This window comes from Microbacterium sp. 22195 (genome assembly GCF_052056515.1).
Taxonomy (GTDB): Bacteria; Actinomycetota; Actinomycetes; order Actinomycetales; family Microbacteriaceae; genus Microbacterium.
On sequence record NZ_JBQEPE010000004.1, the window covers coordinates 126656 to 148108 of the forward strand.

General features: G+C 69.1%; 18 protein-coding genes. 4 read left to right on the forward strand and 14 right to left on the reverse strand.

All coding sequences use genetic code 11. From position 1 onward, the window contains the following. Positions 1 to 108: 108 nt before the first annotated feature. Together ACTJJ4_RS13220 and ACTJJ4_RS13225 are read right to left on the reverse strand one after the other, a co-directional pair. The gene (locus ACTJJ4_RS13220; RefSeq protein ID WP_440943761.1) at positions 109 to 2073 is read right to left on the reverse strand and encodes a M13 family metallopeptidase; all 1965 of its coding nucleotides are present in this window, start codon (positions 2071 to 2073) and stop codon (positions 109 to 111) included. A gap of 69 nt (positions 2074 to 2142) precedes the next feature. Further along, positions 2143 to 2778 carry a TetR/AcrR family transcriptional regulator gene (locus ACTJJ4_RS13225; RefSeq protein WP_440943762.1) on the reverse strand — a complete coding sequence of 212 codons (636 nt, stop codon included), beginning with the start codon at positions 2776 to 2778 and terminating at the stop codon, positions 2143 to 2145. 86 nt (positions 2779 to 2864) lie between these two features. On the opposite strand from ACTJJ4_RS13225, the gene ACTJJ4_RS13230 reads away from it, so the two are divergent. Both ACTJJ4_RS13230 and ACTJJ4_RS13235 read left to right on the forward strand, forming a co-directional pair. Continuing rightward, positions 2865 to 4256, forward strand: a complete 1392-nt coding sequence (locus tag ACTJJ4_RS13230) for an APC family permease (protein ID WP_440943763.1) — start codon at positions 2865 to 2867, stop codon at positions 4254 to 4256. 221 nt (positions 4257 to 4477) lie between these two features. Continuing rightward, positions 4478 to 6145: a GspE/PulE family protein gene (locus tag ACTJJ4_RS13235; RefSeq protein ID WP_440943764.1), complete on the forward strand. Its 1668-nt coding sequence runs from the start codon at positions 4478 to 4480 to the stop codon at positions 6143 to 6145. A 57-nt stretch (positions 6146 to 6202) separates the two neighbouring features. Here ACTJJ4_RS13235 and ACTJJ4_RS13240 read toward each other — a convergent pair whose 3' ends face one another. From ACTJJ4_RS13240 to ACTJJ4_RS13290, 11 genes are all read right to left on the reverse strand, one after another. Continuing rightward, positions 6203 to 7441, reverse strand: a complete 1239-nt coding sequence (locus tag ACTJJ4_RS13240) for a type II secretion system F family protein (protein WP_440943765.1) — start codon at positions 7439 to 7441, stop codon at positions 6203 to 6205. Beyond that, positions 7441 to 8574 carry a type IV pilus twitching motility protein PilT gene (locus ACTJJ4_RS13245; protein WP_440943766.1) on the reverse strand — a complete coding sequence of 378 codons (1134 nt, stop codon included), beginning with the start codon at positions 8572 to 8574 and terminating at the stop codon, positions 7441 to 7443. Before ACTJJ4_RS13245 ends, ACTJJ4_RS13240 begins: the two co-directional genes overlap by 1 nt. Before the next feature lies 1 nt (position 8575). Beyond that, positions 8576 to 9295, reverse strand: a complete 720-nt coding sequence (locus ACTJJ4_RS13250; RefSeq protein ID WP_440943767.1) for a hypothetical protein — start codon at positions 9293 to 9295, stop codon at positions 8576 to 8578. Beyond that, positions 9295 to 9954, reverse strand: a complete 660-nt coding sequence (locus ACTJJ4_RS13255) for a PilN domain-containing protein (protein WP_440943768.1) — start codon at positions 9952 to 9954, stop codon at positions 9295 to 9297. Before ACTJJ4_RS13255 ends, ACTJJ4_RS13250 begins: the two co-directional genes overlap by 1 nt. After that, entirely contained in the window at positions 9954 to 11021 is a 1068-nt protein-coding gene (gene pilM / locus ACTJJ4_RS13260) for a type IV pilus biogenesis protein PilM (RefSeq protein WP_440943769.1), read from the reverse strand. The genes ACTJJ4_RS13255 and pilM overlap by 1 nt, the downstream gene beginning before the upstream one ends. 25 nt (positions 11022 to 11046) lie before the next feature. Beyond that, positions 11047 to 11943, reverse strand: a complete 897-nt coding sequence (locus tag ACTJJ4_RS13265) for a prepilin peptidase (RefSeq protein ID WP_440943770.1) — start codon at positions 11941 to 11943, stop codon at positions 11047 to 11049. Next, on the reverse strand, positions 11940 to 13559 hold the full coding sequence (locus tag ACTJJ4_RS13270; RefSeq protein WP_440943771.1) for a hypothetical protein: 1620 nt from the start codon (positions 13557 to 13559) through the stop codon (positions 11940 to 11942). Before ACTJJ4_RS13270 ends, ACTJJ4_RS13265 begins: the two co-directional genes overlap by 4 nt. After that, the gene (locus ACTJJ4_RS13275; RefSeq protein ID WP_440943772.1) at positions 13550 to 14098 is read right to left on the reverse strand and encodes a type II secretion system protein; all 549 of its coding nucleotides are present in this window, start codon (positions 14096 to 14098) and stop codon (positions 13550 to 13552) included. Before ACTJJ4_RS13275 ends, ACTJJ4_RS13270 begins: the two co-directional genes overlap by 10 nt. After that, positions 14095 to 14493, reverse strand: coding sequence for a type IV pilus modification PilV family protein (locus ACTJJ4_RS13280; protein ID WP_285638111.1), 399 nt, complete (start codon positions 14491 to 14493; stop codon positions 14095 to 14097). The genes ACTJJ4_RS13275 and ACTJJ4_RS13280 overlap by 4 nt, the downstream gene beginning before the upstream one ends. Positions 14494 to 14568: 75 nt before the next feature. Continuing rightward, the gene (locus ACTJJ4_RS13285; RefSeq protein ID WP_440943773.1) at positions 14569 to 14979 is read right to left on the reverse strand and encodes a prepilin-type N-terminal cleavage/methylation domain-containing protein; all 411 of its coding nucleotides are present in this window, start codon (positions 14977 to 14979) and stop codon (positions 14569 to 14571) included. A 365-nt stretch (positions 14980 to 15344) separates the two neighbouring features. Next, positions 15345 to 15908 carry a DUF1992 domain-containing protein gene (locus tag ACTJJ4_RS13290; RefSeq protein WP_440943774.1) on the reverse strand — a complete coding sequence of 188 codons (564 nt, stop codon included), beginning with the start codon at positions 15906 to 15908 and terminating at the stop codon, positions 15345 to 15347. Positions 15909 to 16090: 182 nt separating this feature from the next. Between ACTJJ4_RS13290 and ACTJJ4_RS13295 the strand changes: the two genes are divergently transcribed. Beyond that, positions 16091 to 17596, forward strand: a complete 1506-nt coding sequence (locus tag ACTJJ4_RS13295; protein WP_440943775.1) for a DUF222 domain-containing protein — start codon at positions 16091 to 16093, stop codon at positions 17594 to 17596. Positions 17597 to 17951: 355 nt separating this feature from the next. Next, entirely contained in the window at positions 17952 to 19286 is a 1335-nt protein-coding gene (locus ACTJJ4_RS13300; protein ID WP_440943776.1) for an MATE family efflux transporter, read from the forward strand. 432 nt (positions 19287 to 19718) lie between these two features. Here the strand turns inward: ACTJJ4_RS13300 and ACTJJ4_RS13305 are convergent, their stop codons facing one another. Beyond that, positions 19719 to 21434 carry an acyl-CoA dehydrogenase gene (locus ACTJJ4_RS13305; protein WP_440943777.1) on the reverse strand — a complete coding sequence of 572 codons (1716 nt, stop codon included), beginning with the start codon at positions 21432 to 21434 and terminating at the stop codon, positions 19719 to 19721. Between the last annotated feature and the right edge of the window lie 19 nt (positions 21435 to 21453).

Below are 21453 nucleotides of genomic sequence, written 5' to 3' on the forward strand. Positions count from 1 at the left end.
GGAGTAGGCATCGGTGACCGGAGATCCGTGCGGGGGGAGCGGGATCTTCGACCGACTGGGCTATCGTAACCCCGCCGCCCGGCTGAGCGGACGGCGGGGTCGAAGCATTCACCAGATCGTGACGCGCTGGTCTTCCGGAAGATGCAGGGCGTCCCCCTCGGTCACGTCGAACGCCTCGTAGAACGCGTCGATGTTGCTGAGGATCTGGTTGCAGCGAAACTCGTTCGGCGAGTGCGGGTCGATCGTCAGCAGACGGATCGTCTCGGCGTCACGGCTCTTCTGCTGCCACACCTGCGCCCAGCTCAGCAGCAGGCGCTGGACCCCGGTGTAGCCGTCGATCACCGGCGCCTCGGCGCCGCCCAGCGACAGCTCGTACGCCTTCAGGCCGATGCCGAGGCCGCCCAGGTCGCCGATGTTCTCGCCGATGGTGAGAGCGCCGTTGACATGGTTCTCGTCGCTCAGCCCGACCGGCACCAGCGCGTCGTACTGCGCGATGAGCGCCTTGGTGCGCTCCTCGAACGCCTCGCGGTCGGCATCCGTCCACCAGTCCTGCAGGCGGCCGTCGCCGTCGTAACGGCTTCCCTGGTCGTCGAACCCGTGGCCGATCTCGTGGCCGATGACCGCGCCGATGCCGCCGTAGTTGGCGGCGGCGTCACGGTTCGGGTCGAAGAACGGGTACTGCAGGATCGCCGCCGGGAACACGATCTCGTTCATCAGCGGGTTGTAGTACGCGTTGACCATCTGCGGCGGCATGTGCCATTCGTCGCGATCGATCGGACCGCCGATGCGGGAGACCTGGCGGTCGTGCTCGAAGACGGTGGCGCGACGGGCGTTGCCGATCAGGTCGGAGGCGTCGATCTCGACGGCGGAGTAGTCGCGCCATACGTCGGGGTGACCGATCTTCGGGCGGAAGGTGGCGAGCTTGGCCAGCGCCTTCTCGCGGGTCTCCGCGCTCATCCACTCGAGCTTCTCGATGCTCTGCCGGTAGGCCTCGATGAGGTTGGCGACGAGCTCGTCCATCGCGACCTTGGATGCCGCGGGGAAGTGCCGCTCGACGTAGATCTTGCCGACCGCGTCGCCCAGCGATCCCTCGACCAGCGAGACGCCGCGCTTCCAGCGCTCGCGGATCGACGGGGTGCCGGTGAGCTCGGTGCCGTAGAACGAGAAGTTCTCGTCGATGATGTCGTCGGTGAGGAAGCCGGCCAGCCCGTGCACGACCTTGGCGCGCAGCCATGCCTTCCAGTCGTCCAGGCGCCCCTCGACCAGCAGGCCGCCCAGGCCCTCGAAGAAGCTGGGCTGGTAGACCACCAGCTCGTCGAAGGCGGTGGGGTTGGCCACCGACACGGCGTCCCGCCACGGAGTGAGGTCGACGCCGACCAGCGTCTGGAACTCGTCCCAGGTCCTCAGGTTGTAGGTCTTCACGGCGTCGCGCGAGGCGACGTTGTCCCAGTGGTGCCCGGCGATCTCGTGCTCGAGGCCGAAGGCGCGATCCGCGGTGCCCGCCGCATCCGCGACGCCGGCGAGGGTCAGGATGCGCTCGAGGTGGGCGCGGTACGCGGTGCGGGTGCCCTCGAAGCTGTCCTGGCGGTAGTAGCTCTCGTCGGGCAGCGACAGGCCGGCCTGCAGTGCGAACGGCACGTAGCGCTCGGGGTTGCCGGGGTCGGGCTCGATGAACACGCCGATGAGGGCGGCGACGCCCTCGCGGTCGAATGCGCCGACCGTGGCGAGGAAGGAGCCGATGCTGTCGATCGAGTCGACCTTCGCCAGCTGCTCGTGCAGAGGGGCGAGGCCCAGCGCGGCGATGCGCTCGGTGTCCATGAAGCTGGTGAACAGGTCGCCGACCTTGCGGTTCAGGGTGCCGGGCTCGGCATCCTGCGACTCCTCGATGATCGCGCGCACGTCCTTCTCGGCCTGCTCGGCGAGCAGGTGGAAGGAGCCCCAGCGCGCCTTGTCGGCGGGGATCTCGGCCGACTCCAGCCACGTGCCGTTGACGTGGCGGTAGAGGTCGTCCTGGGGGCGGATGTCGGAGTCGAACTCGCTGATGGCGAGACCCGAGGGCAGAACGTCAGTCATGCGGTCCAGCTTAGGCATCCGCGCGGACATCGAAGAAGACTCGACGCCGGATGCTGCGATGCCCTGCGCTCAGCGCGCGAGACGCGCGACGATCGCGCCCGGCTCCGTCCCCACCAGCGTCTCGCAGGCCTGCGCGAGACGCATCGCGAAGGCCGCGGCGTCGGTGCCGCGCGTGAGCGCGTGAGCGGAGATGCCGTCGATCATGGCGAGGATCTGCCAGGCGACGGCCTCCGGTGCGTCGGTGCGGAAGAGCCCTCCGGCGCGGCCGTCCTCGATGATCCCCGAGATGAAGGCCTGCCACGCGCCCATCTGCTCGTCGATGGCGGCGCCGAGCGCCGCGCTCCCCCGGCCCAGCGACCAGGCGTCCACCCACACCAGCGTGATGTCGTCGTGATCGCTGGCGAGCACCGTCGCGATCATGCGCGCCAGACGGGCCGGCGGATCCTCGACGAGCGCGACCTCGGCCCTCACCTGCTCGAGCTCGGACGCCACGAGCTCCCGGAACGCGCGCGCGACCAGGTCGTCCATGCTGTCGGCGTAGTGCGCGACCAGCCCCGGAGCGACGCCTGCGCGCGCGGCGACGGCCCGCAGCGTCAGCGCCGACAGGCCGTTCTCACGGGCGATGTCGACGGCTGCGCTGTGGATCTCCGCCGAGCGCTCGTGCGGACTCTTGCGCGTGCGGGTTCGGGTTCCGGGCGTTGACATGGTGACTCCAGTGTAGGAACATTGCGTATTGATCATATGATCAATACGGCTCCACCCGACGTCCGCACGATTACAAGGAGGTAATCATGACCCTCACGAGCACCCCGGCGGGACTGCATCGCAACCTCAGGCAGCGGCACGTCGTCTTCATCGGACTGGCCTACATGTCGCCGTTCGCCGTGTTCGACACGTTCGGCATCGTGTCCGAGGCGACGAAGGGCCACGTGCCCATGTCGTACATCATCATCACGATCGCCGTGCTGTTCACCGCGTTCAGCTACGCCAGGATGGTGCGCGTCTACCCGTCCGCGGGCTCCGCCTACACGTACACGCGTCGCACGATCGCCGCTCCGGTGGGATTCCTGGTCGGCTGGGCGTCGCTGCTGGACTACCTGTTCCTGCCGATGATCAACGCGCTGCTGGCGAAGATCTACCTCTCAGCGGAGTTCCCCGGGGTGCCGGACTGGATGTGGATCGTCGGCCTGATCCTGGTGATCACGGTGCTGAACATCATCGGCGTCCGCGTCAGCGCCGTGGCGAACATGATCATGGTGGTGTTCCAGGCGCTCCTGGCGATCGTGTTCGTCGTGCTGACGGTGCGGGCGATCCTCTCCGACAACGCGCTGGCCTTCACGTTCGCACCGTTCTACTCGGTGAGCGCCGACATGGCGAGCCTGGTCGGCGGCGCCTCGGTGCTGGCCCTGGCGTTCCTGGGCTTCGACGCGGTCACCACGCTGTCGGAGGAGACCGTCGACCCGCGTCGCACCGTGCCGCGGGCGATCATGTGGATCGCCGCCCTGGGTGCCGCGTTCTTCGTCTCCGTCACCTACGTGATGCAGACGCTGGTGCCGGATCTGGATGCCCTGAACGCCATCACCCCCGACATCGAGGGCGCTTCGCCGTACATCGCGCTGTTCATCGGCGGCATCCTGTTCCAGACGATCTTCCTGGCGGGAGCGACGGTGTCGGTGGTCTCCTCCGGCCTGGCCTCGCAGCTGAGCGCCTCGCGCCTGTTGTATGCGATGGGCCGCGACGGCATCATCGCCCGCAGGCTGTTCGGCTACGTGCATCCGCGGCTGGGCACGCCCGTGATCAACATCGTGCTGGTGGGCGCGATCGCGCTGACCGCTCTGCAGCTCGATCTGAACGCGGCGACCTCACTGATCAACTTCGGCGCCTTCACGGCGTTCGCGTTCGTCAACCTGTCGGTGATCGCGTTCTGGATCCGCCACCGCCGCACCGAGCACACGCACGGATCGTCGATCGGGTGGACGCTGATCCCGGGCATCGGGTTCCTGATCAACGTGTGGCTGTGGCTGAGCCTGGATCAGCTGGCGATGACCGTCGGCCTGATCTGGTCGGGCATCGGCGCGCTGTACCTGCTGTGGCTGACGCGGGGCTTCCGCCGGCCGACCCCGGACGTGGCGTTCGAGGAGGCCGAGGACCTGCCGACCGGCGTGGTGCGCGTAGGGGCCTGAGCCGGCGGATGCTGCGCTGTCGGCGCAGGCCGGATCAGAAACGCACCGGAGAATGGCTCGGCAGGTGCACGATTGATCCAGTCTGATGCGCCGCGCCCTGCTCAGGTGGCCAGCGCCCCTGTTCGGAACCGCCCCACCGCCGTAAGATGATGCCACGACGTGCGCTCTGCTGGGGATGCGGGCGTCTGCAGGCTGGGGACGCCTGCGGGAATGGGGCCATCGTGCGAGGACTCGCGCATACTCTCGTGCTGACCGGGGCCGCCCGGGCGGAGGACGTCTCCGCCGCGCTCGCGGAGGTCGGCGACGGCGATCAGCTCGCACCGCATCTGGTGCGATCCGGCGCGGTGACGGATGCCCAGGTCGCCGAGGCCGTGGCGCTGGCGACCAACCACCGCTACGTCGATCTGTCGACCTACGACCTGGATCCCGACATCATCGCCCTGGTGCCGGGAAACCTGTGCCGCAGGTACCGCCTGCTCCCGCTGCGGCTGATGCGCGACGAGCTGACGGTCGCGATGCTCGACCCGACCGACATCATCGCGCTCGACGACGTGGCGAGCCTGACCGACCTGCGGGTGACGGCGGTCGTAGCGGCGGCGGATGCTCTGGCGCAGGCCTTCGAGCGCTTCCTGCGCTCGGACGGCGAGCTGACCGACCTGTCCGAGCAGATCGGCGAATCGTCCTCGGCATCCGATGTCGTCTTCACCGAGCATCTCGACGACCAGGATGCCGATGCACCCGTCGTCCGCTTCGTGAACCTGCTGATCACCCAGGCCATCAACGACCGGGCCAGCGACATCCACATCGAGCCGGGCGAGCACCGGCTGACCGTGCGGTTCCGCATCGACGGCGTGCTGCATGAGATGCAGAGCGCCGACCGCAGCATCCAGGACGGCGTGATCTCGCGTCTGAAGATCATGTCGTCGATCGACATCGCCGAGCGGCGCGTGCCGCAGGACGGCCGCATCACGGTGCTGCACGAGGGGCGCTCGGTCGACCTGCGCGTGGCGACCCTGCCGACGGTGTGGGGCGAGAAGATCGTGATGCGCATCCTCGACAACACCGGCCAGGTGATGACGATGGAGGATCTGCGCTTCGCGCCCACGAACCGCGAGCGCTTCCACGAGGCGATAACCCGTCCGCACGGCATGGTGCTGGTGACGGGACCGACCGGATCCGGCAAGTCGACCACGCTGTACACCGCTCTGCGCACGGTGGCGAACCCGCGCGTGAACGTGATCACGGTCGAGGACCCGGTGGAGTACCGCATCCCCGGCATCAACCAGGTGCAGGTGAACCCTCGCGCGGGGCTCACCTTCGCGACCGCGCTGCGGTCGATCCTGCGCTCCGACCCGGATGTGGTGCTGGTCGGCGAGATCCGCGACCGCGAGACCGCGGCGATCTCGGTGGAGGCCGCACTGACCGGCCACCTGGTGCTCTCCACGCTGCACACGAACGACGCTCCGAGCGCTCTGACCCGGCTCACCGAGATCGGCACCGAGCCGTTCCTGGTGGCGACCGCGCTGAGCGCGGTGGTCGCGCAGCGCCTGGCCCGTCGGCTGTGCACGAAGTGCCGCCGGCCGTTCGACGGCGACGCCGAGACGCTGCGCCAGGTGGGCATGCCGGAGGAGATGATCGCGGATGCCCAGGTGCACACCGCCGCCGGATGCTCGGCCTGCTCGAACACGGGCTACCGCGGACGCGTGGCCCTGCACGAGGTGATGACCGTGACCGACGAGATAGAGCAGCGCCTGGTGGCGCGCGCGACCGGAGCCGACCTGCGCGAGCTCGCCCTCGAGCAGGGCATGGTCGCGCTGCGGGACGACGGCTGGGTGAAGGTCGCCGACGGCATCACCACGATCGAAGAGGTGCTGCGCGTCTCGGTGTGAGGCGCTCGACCCGGTCCCGTGGCACCGGTTCGTGAGCGAGCGCAGCGGGACGAAGGATCACCCCTGCTTCGCGATGTCGCCGTACAGCGTGAAGATCGGCAGGTAGAGCGAGATCACCATGCCGCCGATGATCACGCCCAGGCCGACGATCAGCACAGGCTCGATCAGCGAGGACAGCTGCTCGGTGGCGGTCTCCACCTCGTCCTCGTAGAAGTCGGCGATGCTACCCAGCATCTGTGCGAGGGTGCCGGACTCCTCACCGACCGCGACCATCTGCGACACCATCGGCGGGAAGACCCCGGCCTTCGCCAGCGGCACGGCGAACGAGCGACCGCCGCGGATCGACTCCTGGATGTCGCGCACGGTCTGCTCGATCTTCCAGTTGTTCGACGCCTGGCCGACGATCGACAGCGCCTGGATGATCGGAACGCCGGCGTCCAGCATCATCGACAGGTTCCGGCTGAACCGGGCGACGGCCATCTTGGTGATCAGCGGGCCGAAGATCGGCAGCCGCAGCTTGACCGGGTCGACCACGCGCCGGTAGCCGTCGGTGTAGCGGTTGCGCACCCACCAGATCCAGGCGATCACGATCACCACGGCCAGCACCGGGAGGATCCAGATCATGTTGTGCGAGATCGTCACCAGGATCTGCGTGGGCAGCGGCAGCTGCCCGCCGAGCCCCGCGAACATCTTCTCGAACACCGGCACGATGAAGGTCACCATCACCAGCACGCCGATCATGGCGATCACGAGCACGACGGCGGGGTAAGTGGTCGCCGAGCGGATCCTGCCGTGCAGCTCGGCCTGCTTCTGGTAGTTCTCGGCGATCGAGTCGAGGGCGGCGCCCAGGAATCCGCCGGACTCGCCGACGCGGACGATCGAGACCATCAGCGGGGGGAAGATCAGCGGATGCCGCTGCAGGGACGCCGACAGCGAGGAACCGCTCTCGACATCGGCCGACACCGTGGTCAGCACCGCCTTGAGGCGCTTGTCCGAGGTCTGATCGGCGAGCACGTTCAGGGTGCGCATCAGCGGCAGACCGGCGTTGATCAGGGCCGACATCTGCCGCGCGAAGATCGCGAGCGTCTTCGCGGAGATGCCGCGGTTCAAGCTGGGCAGGGTGATCTCCCGGCGCAGGCCGGTCTTCTCCACCAGCGCGACCTGCACGGGCATGAGGCCCTGCGCCCTGAGCTTGGCGGTGACGGCGCTGTCGCTGGTGGCATCCATCGTGCCCTTGACCGTCTGCGTGGTGGCGGGATCGATCGCCTGGTACTGCCATTCCTGCATGGTGGCCATCAGGAACCCCACTCCTCGAGCTGCTGCTCGACCGCGTAGTGCGACCAGGATTCGGCATCCAGATCGGTCGGCCGCACGAACACGCCGTCCAGGGATGCCGGGTCGGTGGCGAAGGTGCGGGCCACGGCGGCCGAGATCGCGCCCTCCCCCACCAGGCGCCGCAGATCCTGGTCGAGGGTGTGCATGCCGTCGGTGGCGCCGGCCTGCATGGCCGTGTACAGCTGGGCGACCTGGCCCTCGCGGATGAGGTTCGCGACGGCCGGGTTGTTGATGAGCACCTCGGTGGCGATGGTGCGGCCGTTCGACTGCGCGCGCGGCAGCAGCGTCTGGCTGATGATGCCCTGCAGCGTGTCGCCCAGCTGGGTGCGGATCTGGTGCTGCTGGTCGGCCGGGAACACGTCGACGATGCGGTTGACCGACTTCGCGGCGCCCTGCGTGTGCAGGGTGGAGAGCACAAGGTGCCCGGTCTCCGCGGCGGAGAGGGCCGTCATGATCGACTCCGGGTCGCGCAGCTCGCCGACCAGGATCACGTCGGGGTCCTGCCGCAGCACGCGGCGCAGCGCCTCGGCGAACGAGTTCGTGTCACTGCCCACCTCGCGCTGGTGGATGAGCGCGCGGCGGCTGGTGTGGTGGAACTCGATCGGATCCTCGATGGTGACGATGTGCACCGGGCGGATGCTGTTGATGATGTCGACCATGGCGGTGAGCGTGGTCGACTTGCCCGACCCGGTGGGGCCGGTGAGCAGCACCAGACCGCGCGGGCGCAGGGCCAGGTCGCGGGCGATGGCGGGCGCCCCGAGCTCTTCGAGCGTGAAGACCCGGTCGGGGATGAAGCGCAGGGCCATGGCGATGGCGCCGAGCTGACGGAACACGTTCACGCGGAATCGGCCGATGCCCTCCGCCGCGTGGGCGAGGTCGACCTCGTGGTGCCGTTCGAAGTCGGCGCGCTGGCCGGTGTTCATCAGTCCGAAGGCGGCGTCGCGCACCCAGTCCTCGCCGACGGCGTCCGGATGCCCGGGGATGCCGACCAGGTCGCCGTCGACGCGCATCAGCGGGACGGCGTCGGCGGTGATGTGCACATCGGATGCGCCGGAGCGGGCGCCGATGCGGAGCAGCTCGGTGAGGGTGGTCATCTCACTCGCCTCCGCTGCTCTGCAGGAAGGCGATCGCGGTGATCTGCATCTCGAACGCGCCGCCCGACTCGGTGGTGGTCGCCGTGTCGATCGCGATGGCGCGGGGGCCCGCGCGCAGCCCGTCGAGGAAGGCGAACGTGCTGGCGATGTCCGGGGCCGAGACGCGGATGCTGAGCTGCACCTGCTGCCGGGTGGACGCCGTAGGAGCGGGGGCGCCCTTCGCCGGGGTCGCCCCGCTCGCAGCATCCGTCGCCGCGGCGTTCGCGTTCGCCTGCCCGGCCGTGTCCTTGGCCGCGTCGATCGGCGTCCCGGTCGTCGGGGTCGGGGTCGGCGCCGGAGCGGGTGCCGCTGCCGCGGCATCCTTCGATCCGGTGCGGGTGGTGAAGGTCTCGAGGTCGCCGCGGCTGGCATCCGTCACGGTCACCCCGGCATCGGTCGCGGCGCGGGAGATGCGCTCGAACACCTGGTTGAGGAGCTGCTGCTCGGGGATCTGCCCGCGCAGCTGCGCGACGGCGCCCTGGATGTCGGCCAGGTGCGCCTTCTGCGCGGTGAGGGAGGCGATCTGCGACTCGAACCCGGCGTTGGTCGCGGCGACCTGCTCGCGCTGGCTGTCGGCGGAGACCACGCCGCCGATGAGCGGGACGACGCCCACGAGCACGGCGGCGACGATCACGGCCGCCGAGATGAGCGCCCCGATGAGGGTGATCAGCTGCTTGGTCATCACTTCTTCCCCTCTGCGGCGAAACGTCCGGTGTAGATGCGCTGGTCGAACGAGACGTCGATCGTGTAGGTGTAGTGGCCGTCCTGCGTGGTGCTCTCGACCATCGCGTTCGCGTCGCTGAGCATGACGGCGCCGACCGTGCGCAGCCGCTCGGCGATCGCCGCGATGTCGAGGGTGTTGGGGCTGTCGAGCGTGACCGTGCCGGTCAGCCCCACGGCCGCCTTCGCAGCGTCGTCGCTGAGCTTGGTCGCCGCGGGGGCGCCGGGGGTGAGCTCGAACCCGATCAGCGTGACGCCGCCGGGAAGGGCGGACTCGACGGAGGAGCGCACGTCCTGCCAGACGATGTCGGAGCCCATCGCCTCGGCGAGGTAGGCGCGCAGGTCGCGGTCCGCGGCGAGCGCGCCGCTGACATCGGAGAGCGCGCCGATCTGCTGCACGAGGGTCGTGGTGCGGTTCTGCTCGGCGACGAGCTGCTGCTGCGCGAGCTGGTTCCACAGCCATGCGCCGGCGACGAGCGCCGCCGAGAGGACCACGGCGGCGATGCCGACCCAGATCCAGCGGCCGGCGAGGGTCTCGCGCTCACGTCGGGCGACCTCGGAGGGCGGCAGCAGATTGACTCGGGGGATGCCGAGTGTCGAGGCGGGTGCGGTGCGGGACATCAGCTGTCCTTTCCGAAGGCCAGGCCGGCGGTGCCCACCAGGTTCATGGCGAGGTCGCCGACCGGTGCGGCATCCTTGACCGCCGCGACGTCGGTGAGGGAGATGACCCGCACGGGGGCGTCGGCGCGCTCCGCGAGGCCGGTGTGGATGCCTTCGACGGCGGCGCCCCCGCCGGTCAGCAGCACCTGCTGGATCGCGGTGGCGCCGGGGCGGTTCAGATAGAAGGAGAGCGTGCTGCGCAGGCGGGCGATGAGGTCGGCGACCGGCCGCCCGCCGACGTCGGCGCGCAGCGCGCCGCGCGGCACGATGCCGGCGGCGCCGACGGCATCCTCCAGGTTGTGCAGCCGTGCCGGGTCGACCGTGTTGGCGATGTCGGTCACGGTCGAGATCGGGCGGCCGTCGTCGGTGATCGACAGGAGGGCCGAGCGGCGGCGGACCGCAGCCGTCTCGAGGTCGGCGGGGAGGATGCGGACGAACTCGGGGATGCCGTCGCGCATGATCACCACCTGCGTGGTGTGGTCGCCGACGTGGACGACCGCGACGGTGCCCTCGGGGGCGGTGACGCGGGCGGCGCGGGCGAGTCCGAAGGCGGTGAGGTCGACGCTCTGCACGCGGATCTTGGTGCGGGTGAACGCGGCGATGAGCTGCTCGACGGTCTCGGCGACGGCGGCGACCAGCAGACCGTGCAGCTGATCGCCCTGCTGCGTCGTCGGGTAGTAGTCGAGCACCGCCTGATTGACGGGGACCGGAAGCAGGTCCTGGACCTGGAACGGCAGCGCCCGCCGCAGCACGTCGGGCGGCATCACCGCGGTGCTGTACTCGCGCACGAGCACGCGGCGACTCGCGATGCCCAGGGTGACGGAGCGGCTCTTGATGCGCGCACCCGTCCAGAGCTGGCGCAGCGCGACGGCCACGGCGCCCTCGTCGACGATCTCGGAGTCCTTGGCGGCATCCGGTGGCAGCGCCACCTCGCCGTACGCGAGCACACGCGGCGATCTGCCGGTGCTCACCTCGACGGCCCGCACGCTCTCCTCGGTGATCTCCACACCGACACTCGTGCTGCTCATTCCCCTTCTCCCCTTCTCGAGCCCCTCAGCTCATGAGTCCCAGATACCAGCGGCCCACCGGCTCGCCCACGACGATCCCCACCCACGCGCCCGCGATGATCCACGGGCCGAAGGGGATGGCCGATCTTCGCTTCGCACGTCGGGTCAGCAGCAGGATGCCGCCGAAGATCCCGCCGAGCAGGAAGGCCGCGAAGGCGCCGAACGCGAGGGCTCCCCAGCCGAACCATCCCAGCACCGTGCCGACCAGGCCGGCCAGCTTCACGTCGCCGCCGCCCATGCCGCGGGGGCTGATCAGGCGGACGATGAGGTAGAAGAGGAAGAGTGCCGCGCCGCCGATGAGCGCGCGGAGGAACGGCCACCAGTCGATGCCGGCGGTCGCTGAGCCTGTCGAAGCGTCGCCGCTCACCGGTTCGAACCCCGCGAGCAGTGTGGTGATGAGCAGCAGCACGACGATGGCCGCCCATCCTGGCAGCACGATCGCATCGGGAAGTCGCTTGACGTCGAGGTCGATGAGCGTGAGCGCCACGCTGAGCGCGGCGAAGACCTCGAGCATGATCAGGGTGCCCCAGAACTCCCCCGATCCGAACCACAGCGGTCCGTCGACCGGTCGAAGATCGAACGGCCGGCCGAGGGTCACGCCCACCGCCACCAGCGCGAAGAAGACGGCTGTCAGGGCTTCGACGATCGGATAGCGCGGCGAGATGCTCCGCCCGCAGCTCGCGCACCTGCCCCGCAGTGCGAACCACGAGACGACCGGAACGTTCTGATACCAGCGGATGCCCGTGTCGCACCGCGGGCACCGGCTCTCCCGCACGAGCGGGATCCCCGCCGGAACGCGATACGCGACCACGTTCAGGAACGATCCGATCGCGAGCCCGAACAGGATCGCGAAGACCGTGATGAAGAGGATGGCGGGGGTCATGGGTTGGGCACCTCACGCTGCACGACCCGCGCGCCCAGCTTCTGCACCAGGGTCGTGTCTCCTCCGACACCGTCATCGCCCTTGATCGTGCAGCCGAGCTTCTCGAGCGCACCCGGCCACGACATGGTGGCGCAGGTGTAGGAGGAACCGGCGTGGAAGTTGGTGGTGTCGTTCGAGTAGAGCTGGCCGGAGAAGCTGGCCGTCACGGTGCCTGTCAGACCGCACGGCGAGTAGACCATCACCTTGAGGTTGCTGCTGACGACTGCGGATGTGCCGAAGCTGTCGTTCTGATTGCCGTTGCCGCAGGTCGGCTTCGGGAAGCCGTCGGCATCGACGTCGGTCAGGCTGGCGTCGGAGTGCACGAGGAAAAGCTGATGCGCGCCGTCGCTCGTGGTTCCGGCGAGATCGACCAGCATCCGCTGCCCGGGCGGCACGATGATCGTCACGTCACGGGTGAGCTTCGCACTGGAGGTCAGCTTGATGTCGAGCGCTTTCGTGCAGCCGGTGAAGTCGAGGACGAGGGGCGTGGTTCCTGCACCGACAAGTCCCGTCACGTACGGCGATGCCGTGCCCGAGTTCTGGAGTTTGGAGCAGTCACCCGGCGTGATGGTCCCCCAGCCCGACGTGTTGTTCAGGTCGAGCCATTTCGTCGCCTGGAGCAGCCAGTCCAGCGGCGGGATGAAGGTCGGTGCGGGCCCGCTGCCGCTTCTGGTTCCCGTGGTCCACGCCGTCGTGTCGACGTTTGCGGCGACGGACGATGTCACGGTGCCTCCGACAGTGGCATGACCACCACCACCTGCGACGAGGTCGATCCGCTCCTTCGCCGAGATCCGGCCGTCGATCGACGGATTCCCGTTGGAGCTGAAGTTCACGAAGCTGTTCGTCGTGATGTCGCCGTGCGCGCCGGTCCGGGGATTCGCCGATACCTTCCAGCTGCTGGAGTTGCTCGATACCGACTTGGCAGCCCAGATGTCGCCCTTGATCGTGCAGTTGTTGCTCATCGAGACCGTGCCCGAGAGCACGTACAGGTCGCCGTCGAGCGTGCCGTCGACCGTGCACGACCAGTTGCCGTTCCGCAGCACCATGTCGCCCGTGTAATGAGAAACACCCTGGGAGACGTTGCCGGAGAAGTAGGTGACGACACCGCCGGGCACACTGCTGAACGACGCCGACCAGCGATACACCGCCTGGATCGTCGTCCTGTCGCCGTTCGGGCCCGTCCCAGTCGATTCGATGAGGACGTACGCGGTGTCGGCGGTCGGGCAGGTCGGAGTCAGACCCGTCGTGCTGATCTGGCCGTCAGAGGCCACTGGGTATGCGTTCGCGACGTACTCGGGCGATGCGGACGAAGCCGTCATCCTGCTGTCGGAAGCGCAGCCGTCCGCGATCTGGGACACGACGGCATCCCGCCCCGACTCGGCCGCGATGAAGGCCTGGGTGCTGCTGCGGTTGTCGGCGTTCGCGCTGATCGTGAACATCACCGCCGCAGCGACCGTCGCCGCGATGATGAAGCCGACGAGCATCACGACGACGACCGCCACGAGGATCGCGCCGCGCTCCTCGCTCCCCGCGGTGCGCCGCGCCCACGCCTGCAACCTGCGTTTGATCACCAGCATGTGTTCGCGCCTCCCGTCGAGGGGAACCGACGCGCTGCCGACCCCGTGATGGTCACCGGCGCAGCATCCGTCTTGATGTTGAAGGAGAACGAGACGCGATCCCCGCCACTGGCGAAGTACACGCCGCTGCCGCCTGTTGCGACGCCTCCCACTTCATGCCAGGGCTTCGGCCAGGAGGAGGTGAGCGCTCCCGGCAGCGCCGATGCGCTCGAAGTCATGTACAGCGCATCGTCCGAAGAGCCCGACGGCGCCGTGATCCAGAACGCCTGGCACTGCTTGGCCCCGGCGAGGCTGGTCTGCACGCGAAGCATCCGGCCGCCGTCCGTCACGTCGAACGCCTGAGCGTTGCGCATCGCGCGCTCGATGCTCTGCCCGTACAGCTGACCGCTGTTGGTCGCCTCGGTGGTGGTGGTCACGGTGTCCTGCGCTTTGACGGAGTTGATGAAGATCATGCCGATCACGACCCCCAGCACGCCGATGAGGAGCACCACGATGATCAGCTCGATGAGCGAGAGCCCGTCGTCATCCTGGAGGTTCATGGCACGAACACCTTGCCGTGCACGCTCGCGATGCTCTTGCCGTCGAGCATCGCCTCGAGCGGAAGGTCGATGAGGTTTCCCGGGGTGCAGCTGAGCGCCTGCCCGTCCTTCAGCCGCACCGTGATCGATCCGTTGCGCCCGTCCGGCTTCGCCACCGCGGCGAGATCGAGCTCGTGCTGGATGTCCGTGCAGGTGGGCTTCTCATATCCCCGGATCTGCTCGACGACCGCGTTCACCTGCCGGGTGGCCGTGGCGACGCTCGACTGCTCGGCCGAGTAGCGGATACCGTTCCACAGCGCAGGCAGCAGCGCCATGGCGATGATGGCCAGGAGCACCATTGCGATGATGACCTCGACCAGGCCGAAGCCGTCATCCGCTCGGGAATGCGGAGACATGAGAAGTCCTCGAAGAGGTTGCCGAAGCGGAGGCCCAAGAAGAACCTCCGCTTCAGTCAGAATTGGGGTCCTCGTTTAGGGCGCTGCGGGCGCAGTGCATCCAGGGCCCGATGTAGCGTCAGTCAGCCCGGTGGCCTTGCCGGTGACGCAAAACGTGTCGAGTTCCTTGCCAGCGGTCGCCGTCACGGTCAATGCAAGCCCAGCGGGCGCGTTTGCCTCCGAGGTGAAGTTCGTAAAGCTTGGGGCAACGACCGGCGTTTTCGCGTAACCGGTAGCTGCCTGCGTTGCAGCATTCGCGGTGATGGTGTCGAGTGCCGACTGCTTCGCCTGCTGCTGAATTCCGTTAAACACAGGAATCGCAATCGCGACCAGGATGCCCAGAATCACGACGACGACGATCAGCTCGATGAGCGAGAAGCCGGCATCCTTGCCCTGCTCCTGCCGCTCAGCCTTCTTTGCCTCGATGAGGCGGTGGATAGTGCCCATGACAGAGTTCCCTCCGGGACGGCGGGTAGGGGAAAACCCTCTGTGCGCCGGCGCGCCCCAGCAGCGCCTGTCGAATACCGTCAGTCCCGGTCCCCAGAGTTCGGAGCCGCCGCCATCCCAGTATTGAGCGGCTCCTTGAGCACATATTGGACCCACAGCATCCGCTCCGCAAGACCCAAAAGTCACGGTCGGGTCACGTGCGCGAGCTGGATCGAGTCCAGCATCCATCCGACACTGTGGGAGCGCACCCATCCGCGTCATCGCGGGGAGCCGAAGACGTGGCCTGGGTGATCCTGCGACCGCGCCGAGGGACGAGAGGAGGACGTCCCGCTCAGCTCGTCGTCATGGGCTGAGCCGGTCGCCCGTCACTCGGAGCGCCGCCACCATCCGCGACGACGTCGCGGCTCCGCATCCATCTGCTCCGCAGCATCCGCGACCGCCCGCGCGACGGTGCGACGCTCCCGCCATGCCGCCACCTCGGCATCGACGTCGCGGGTCTTGGTGACGACCGGCGGACCACCGAGCAGCTGGCGGCGCGCCTCGATGACACGGCGATTGAAGTCCTCGAGCACGCTGCGGACGTCCTCCTCACGTCCGAGCCGGTCGAGTTCGTCGTCGAGTCCGCGGTCCTCGACCCGCAGCATCAGCGCCGGCGGGCCGAGACCCGAGAGGTTCTCGGTCTCGATCTTCCTGCGGATCCACCAGTCCGGATCGTGATGCGTGCCGAGGCCCTCGATCGGCTTGCCGGCACCAGGCAGATCATCGAACACGCCCTGCCGGATCGCGAGCTGGATCGCCGTCTCGACGAACTCCGACTTGTTCTGCGCGTTCAGCACCATCGGCGCCTCGGCGGGCGGCTCGGGCTCTGGCTGCTCCCCCGCGTCCCGTTGCGCTCGATAGCGGGCGGCATTGCTCATCGCGTCGGACATCGGATCACCTCCGGTGCTTCCAGGGTATGCGACCGCCGTGTCGGGAGGCGCGGATAGCGTTCGAAGCGCGCTGACGAGCGACCGTTCTTCTTCGTATTTATATTCGGAATTCACGTCATGATTTTGAATCTTTTCTCGAAGAAATGCTTGACACCGTTGGCCACTGTCCGTATCGTTGAGGTATGTCAGCTCCCCTGGTCAACCTGCACGAGGCCGTGTCGGTCCTCGACGCGGTATGGGCGGATGCTGACGATGATGACCGGTTGGCTCGAGCCGATCTGATGGCCTTGAACGCGGCGATCGGGTCGGCTCGACGGGCCTTGGACGCCTTGCAGGCACGGGTCGCGGCCGGCATCGCGCATGAGTCGCGTGCGGAGCTGGGCGCGGAGTCGCTGGCGAAGCAGGCCGGGTTCCGGACGCCCGCGGCTCTGATCGCCGCGACGACCGGCGTCTCGACAGGGGACGCCGCGCGGTTGGTGAAAGTCGGGGAGGCAGTGGCGCCCCGGGTGGATCTGGTCGGCGAGCGGATGCCGGCGAAGTACCCCGCTGTCGAGACGGCGCTGTCCGCCGGTGCTGTGGGGGCGGCCGGGGCTGCGGTGATCGTGGAGTTCCTGGACCGCGCGCGCATCGGACGCGACCGAGACGTCGTCGCGGACGTGGAGGCGCGGCTCGTGGAACGCGCGGTCGGGCTGTCACTGGATGACGTGCGCCGGCTCGTCAAGCGCGCCGAGATCCTGCTGGAGCAGGACAGACTCGAAGCACGCGAAGAGGAGCGCCGGGCGTCCCGGTCGCTGACGTTCTTCGAGCGCGACGGGATGCTGCACCTCAGCCTTGTCACCGACGTGGAGTCCGGCGCACCGATCCGCACCGCGATCGACGGATACGTCACCGCCCAGTTCCAGGCCCGCAAAGACGCCGAGGCCGCGGCGGTCGCCGCGCGCCGTGCGGATGCTCAGGACGCCGGGACTGATGCCCACGGCGCGGCAGGTACGCCTCGCTCTGGCGGCTTCGCGAATGCGGATGCCGACGGTGTGGACGAGGACCGGCGGACGGTCGCGATGATGCGCGCCGACGCGCTCGCCCTGTTCTGCGGGCATGTGCTCGGCTGCGACACATCTGTTCCCGTGGCAGGCGCGACCGTGATCGTGCGCGTCAACCTCGACGACCTCGAGAGCGGCGCCGGATATGGCACCATCGACGGGACCGACCAGCCCCTGTCGGTGACTGCGATCCGGCGGATGGCAGCCTCCGGCGGCGTCATCCCCTGCGTGCTGGACGGCGCCGGAGAGATCCTCGACCTCGGGCGCGAGAACCGCCTGTTCACGAGAGCGCAGAAGCTCGCCCTCGTCGAACGCGACGGCGGGTGCGCACGGTGCGGGCTCCCGCCTCACATGACCAAGGCCCACCACCTGAAGTGGTGGAAGCGGGATGCGGGGCCGACCGACCTGTCCAACGGGGTCCTGCTCTGCGAGTCCTGCCACCACCGCATCCACGACAACGGGTGGGACATCAGAATCGACAACCCACCCGGAGACCACGCGGGCACGGGCGACACCGCCGGCACGCGGCGAAGGCGAGGGACCGGAGTCAACGTGCACGGGAAGGTCTGGTTCATTCCACCCGCCCACATCGACCCCACCCGCACTCCGCAGCTCGGCGGGCGCGCCCGCTACGACATCGCGGCCTGAGCGTGTGGCCAGCTGGGCATATCGCTGGCTTGAGCACCTGACCCTCCGACGACGGTGCACAGGCCGACGGCGACAGACCCATGCTCGCGCCGGGCTGCGACGAAGCGCACCGCGGATCGGCAGCGCCGATCGCACGGATGCATGCGGGGTGAGCGGCGCACAACAGCAGTACCGGCGCGCCCACAGACATCACCGCCTGACCACGCGCCCAGCGATCCCGGGACCGGCGACCGGCAAGCGGCACCAGCGAACGGCGATCCCCGGGACCGGCGACCCGCGACCGGACCGGCGACCGGACCGGCAGCGGAGCTCCGGCTGGAGACGCCCCTCCGTCCGTACGCCCTAGGCTCGTGAGGTGGCATCCCCCGCATCCGCTCCCCCGTCGCTGAACCGCGAGATCCTGCTCCTCGCGGTACCGGCGCTGGGAGCACTCGTCGCCGAGCCGCTGTTCCTCATCCTCGACGCGGCGATGGTCGGCCACCTCGGCACCACCCCGCTCGCGGGCCTCGGAATCGCCAGCGCCGTCCTGCAGACCATCGTCGGCCTGATGATCTTCCTCGCCTACTCGACCACCCCTGCCGTAGCCCGCCGATTCGGCGCCGGCCGCCCCGGCGACGCCGTCTCCGTCGGCATCGACGGCATGTGGCTCGCCCTCGGCCTCGGCGCCGTCCTCGCGATCGTCGGCGCCCTCACCACCCCCTGGCTGGTCAGCCTGTTCGGCGCTGCTGACGCCGTCGCCGTCGAAGCCCGCACCTACCTGACGATCTCCATGTGGGGCCTGCCCGCCATGCTCATCGTCTACGCCGCCACCGGCCTGCTCCGCGGCATGCAGGACACCGTCACCCCGCTCTGGATCGCCGGCCTCGGCTTCGGCGCCAACGCCCTGCTGAACTGGATCTTCATCTACGGCTTCGGCTGGGGAATCGCCGGCTCCGCGTTCGGCACCGTCACCGCGCAATGGGGGATGGTCGCCGCCTACGTGCTCGTCATCCGCCGCCTCGCCATCCGGCACGGCGCCTCGATGAAGGCGCAGAGCGAAGGCATCCGAGGCACCGCCCGCTCCGGCGGCTGGCTGTTCCTGCGCACCGTCAGCCTGCGCATCGCTCTGCTCGCCACCGTCGCCATCGCGACCGGCATCGGCACGCAGGAGCTCGCCGGCTGGCAGATCGCGTTCACGATCTTCTCCACGGCGGCCTTCGCACTCGACGCGCTCGCGATCGCCGCACAGGCCCTGATCGGCAAGAGCCTCGGCTCCGGCGACCTCACCCAGGTGCATCGCGTGCTGCGCCGCACCACCGCCTGGGGCGCGTGGTTCGGCGTCCTCGTCGGCGCGCTCATCGCGGCACTCTCCGGAGTGCTGGGGATCGTCTTCACCGGGGATGCCGCGATCGCCGCCCTCGTGCAGCCGGCGCTGATCGTGCTCGCCGTCGCCCAGCCCGTCGCCGGCATCGTCTTCGTGCTGGACGGCGTGCTGATGGGCGCGAACGATGCCCGCTACCTCGCCATCGCGGGCGGGCTGAACCTCATCCCGTTCCTGCCCGCACTGTGGATCATCTCCGCCACCGGCATCGACGGCGCCGTCGGCCTGCTCTGGCTGGCCGTCGCGTTCTTCGGCGTCTACCTGCTCGCCCGCCTCGGCACACTCGGCTGGCGTGTCCGCACCGACCAGTGGACCAAAGCCGTCGCCTGAGCAGGACCCGGATGCCGGGCATGCACCGGGATGCCGATCCCTGCTCGGCTACCTGCGCGATCAACGCGTGAGATGGAAGTGAGCCGGCCACCAGGACCCAGCTGAGCAGCCTGGACGTGAGTGTACTGATCTGCGCGTCAATGTCGCGGACCAGCCCGAGGTCACCGGCCGCTGCCGTTGATTCGACCTGGATCCGCCCAGGGGCCGGTCACTGTGACGGCACCAAGCGATCACCGCGGCACCAAGCGAACGCTGCGCCGCCAAACGAGCGCCGAGCCACCATGCGATTCACTCCAAATCACATGGTGGCTCGACGAAAGGATGGTGGCTCGCCGACGCGACCCGCGACCCCGCGACCCGAGAGCCGCGACCCGAGAGCCGCGACCCGAGAGCCGAGAGCCGAGAGCCGAGAGCCGAGAGCCGAGACCCGAGTCAGGCGACCTCGCCCGCCGCCACCGTCTCCGCCAGCATGTGCACGCGCGGCAGGTAATGGGCGCCGTAGAAGTCCGCGGAGACCAGGCGGGCGGCATCCGCCTCATCGACGGAAGCGTGCGCGAGCACGGCGACGACGGCGAGCCCGTGCATCCAGCCACCGGAGAGCGTGCCGAGCAGCATCAGGTAGGGCACGCTCACACCGTACGCGTCGCGGGTCTGGCCGAAGCCGACCACGGATGCCGTCGCCGCACGCGCCGAGGCGACGGCGCGCTCCAGACGGTCGGCCGTGCGCGCCGCGACCGGGTTGTCGAGGCCGCGCAGATCGGCGACCGTCGACGCGATCGATTCGAACAGCTGCTCGGCCGTCGCGCCGCCGTCGCGGATCACCTTGCGGCCGATCAGGTCGTTGGACTGGATCGCCGTCGTACCCTCGTAGATCGGCATGATGCGCGCGTCGCGGTAGTGCTGCGCGACGCCGGTCTCCTCGATGAAGCCCATGCCGCCGTGCACCTGGATCGCGTCGCTGGTCAGCGCCACGGCATCCTCCGTCGCCCACCCCTTCAGGATCGGCACGAAGAACTCGGCGAGCGCGCCCGTCCCGTCAGCGTCCGCGCGGTCGAACAGGTCACCCAGGTACACGCCCAGCGCGCGCATCGCGAACAGACGGCTCTGCATCGACAGCAGCAGGCGGCGCACATCCGGATGCCCGGCGATCGGCGTACCCGCGGGGCGGTCGAGCACCGCCCCCTGCAGACGCGAATCCGCGTACGCGACAGCCTGCTGATAGGCGCGGTCCGAGATCCCGGTCGCCTGGAACCCCATCCCCGCGCGCGCGGAGTTCATCATCACGAACATGCCGGCGAGCCCGCCGCCGACCTCGCCGACGAGATACCCCGTGGCGTCCTCGTAGGCCAGCACGCAGGTCGGGCTGCCGTGGATGCCGAGCTTGTGCTCGACGGCCACCGTCGTGACCGCATTGCGCTCGCCCGGGTCACCGGCGGCATCGGGCAGGAACTTGGGCACCACGAACAGCGACAGCCCCCTGGCCCCGGCGGGGGCGTCGGGCGTGCGCGCGAGCACCAGGTGCACGATGTTCTCGGCCACGTCGTGGTCGCCCCAGGTGATGAAGATCTTCTGGCCGCTGACGCCCCACGAGCCGTCGGCGCGCGGCGTCGCCATCGTGCGGATCGCGCCCAGATCGGTTCCGGCGTCGGGCTCCGTGAGGTTCATCGTGCCGGTCCAGGTGCCGGCCACGAGCTTGGTCAGGTACGTCTCGCGCAGCTCGTCGGATGCCGCGGCATCCAGCGCGTGGATCTGGCCCGCCGTCAGCAGCCAGCACAGCGCGAACGCCGCGTTGGAGCCGTTCCAGATCTCGCCGAGCCCCGCACGGATCGAGCCGGGCAGCCCGTCACCGCCGGCGGACTCGGGCGCCTCGGCGCTGACCCATCCCGCCTCGACGAACGCCTGATACGCCTCGGCGAAACCGGCCGGCAGGTGCACCTGGCCGTCTTCGAGGCGCGCGCCCACGCGATCGCCGACGGTCTCGAGCGGAGCCAGGATGGATGCCGCGAACTCGCCCGCACCCGCGATGATCTCGGTGGCGTCCTCGGCGCTGAACGCGCCACCCGTGCCGCGCGCGACCAGGTCGAGGCCGAACGCCTCGCCGAACAGGAAGCGGTAATCGTCGACCGGCGGGGTGTAGTCGGATGCCATGGCGGACTCCAATCCGTTT

Excerpts from the sequence above, each read along its gene's own strand:
- ACTJJ4_RS13220 (WP_440943761.1), bottom strand. The coding sequence starts at position 2,073 with ATGACTGACGTTCTGCCCTCGGGTCTCGCCATCAGCGAGTTCGACTCC.
- ACTJJ4_RS13225 (WP_440943762.1), bottom strand. The coding sequence starts at position 2,778 with ATGTCAACGCCCGGAACCCGAACCCGCACGCGCAAGAGTCCGCACGAG.
- ACTJJ4_RS13230 (WP_440943763.1), top strand. The coding sequence starts at position 2,865 with ATGACCCTCACGAGCACCCCGGCGGGACTGCATCGCAACCTCAGGCAG.
- ACTJJ4_RS13240 (WP_440943765.1), bottom strand. The coding sequence starts at position 7,441 with ATGGCCACCATGCAGGAATGGCAGTACCAGGCGATCGATCCCGCCACC.
- ACTJJ4_RS13245 (WP_440943766.1), bottom strand. The coding sequence starts at position 8,574 with ATGACCACCCTCACCGAGCTGCTCCGCATCGGCGCCCGCTCCGGCGCA.
- ACTJJ4_RS13250 (WP_440943767.1), bottom strand. The coding sequence starts at position 9,295 with ATGACCAAGCAGCTGATCACCCTCATCGGGGCGCTCATCTCGGCGGCC.
- ACTJJ4_RS13255 (WP_440943768.1), bottom strand. The coding sequence starts at position 9,954 with ATGTCCCGCACCGCACCCGCCTCGACACTCGGCATCCCCCGAGTCAAT.
- pilM (WP_440943769.1), bottom strand. The coding sequence starts at position 11,021 with ATGAGCAGCACGAGTGTCGGTGTGGAGATCACCGAGGAGAGCGTGCGG.
- ACTJJ4_RS13265 (WP_440943770.1), bottom strand. The coding sequence starts at position 11,943 with ATGACCCCCGCCATCCTCTTCATCACGGTCTTCGCGATCCTGTTCGGG.
- ACTJJ4_RS13270 (WP_440943771.1), bottom strand. The coding sequence starts at position 13,559 with ATGCTGGTGATCAAACGCAGGTTGCAGGCGTGGGCGCGGCGCACCGCG.
- ACTJJ4_RS13275 (WP_440943772.1), bottom strand. The coding sequence starts at position 14,098 with ATGAACCTCCAGGATGACGACGGGCTCTCGCTCATCGAGCTGATCATC.
- ACTJJ4_RS13280 (WP_285638111.1), bottom strand. The coding sequence starts at position 14,493 with ATGTCTCCGCATTCCCGAGCGGATGACGGCTTCGGCCTGGTCGAGGTC.
- ACTJJ4_RS13285 (WP_440943773.1), bottom strand. The coding sequence starts at position 14,979 with ATGGGCACTATCCACCGCCTCATCGAGGCAAAGAAGGCTGAGCGGCAG.
- ACTJJ4_RS13290 (WP_440943774.1), bottom strand. The coding sequence starts at position 15,908 with ATGTCCGACGCGATGAGCAATGCCGCCCGCTATCGAGCGCAACGGGAC.
- ACTJJ4_RS13295 (WP_440943775.1), top strand. The coding sequence starts at position 16,091 with ATGTCAGCTCCCCTGGTCAACCTGCACGAGGCCGTGTCGGTCCTCGAC.
- ACTJJ4_RS13305 (WP_440943777.1), bottom strand. The coding sequence starts at position 21,434 with ATGGCATCCGACTACACCCCGCCGGTCGACGATTACCGCTTCCTGTTC.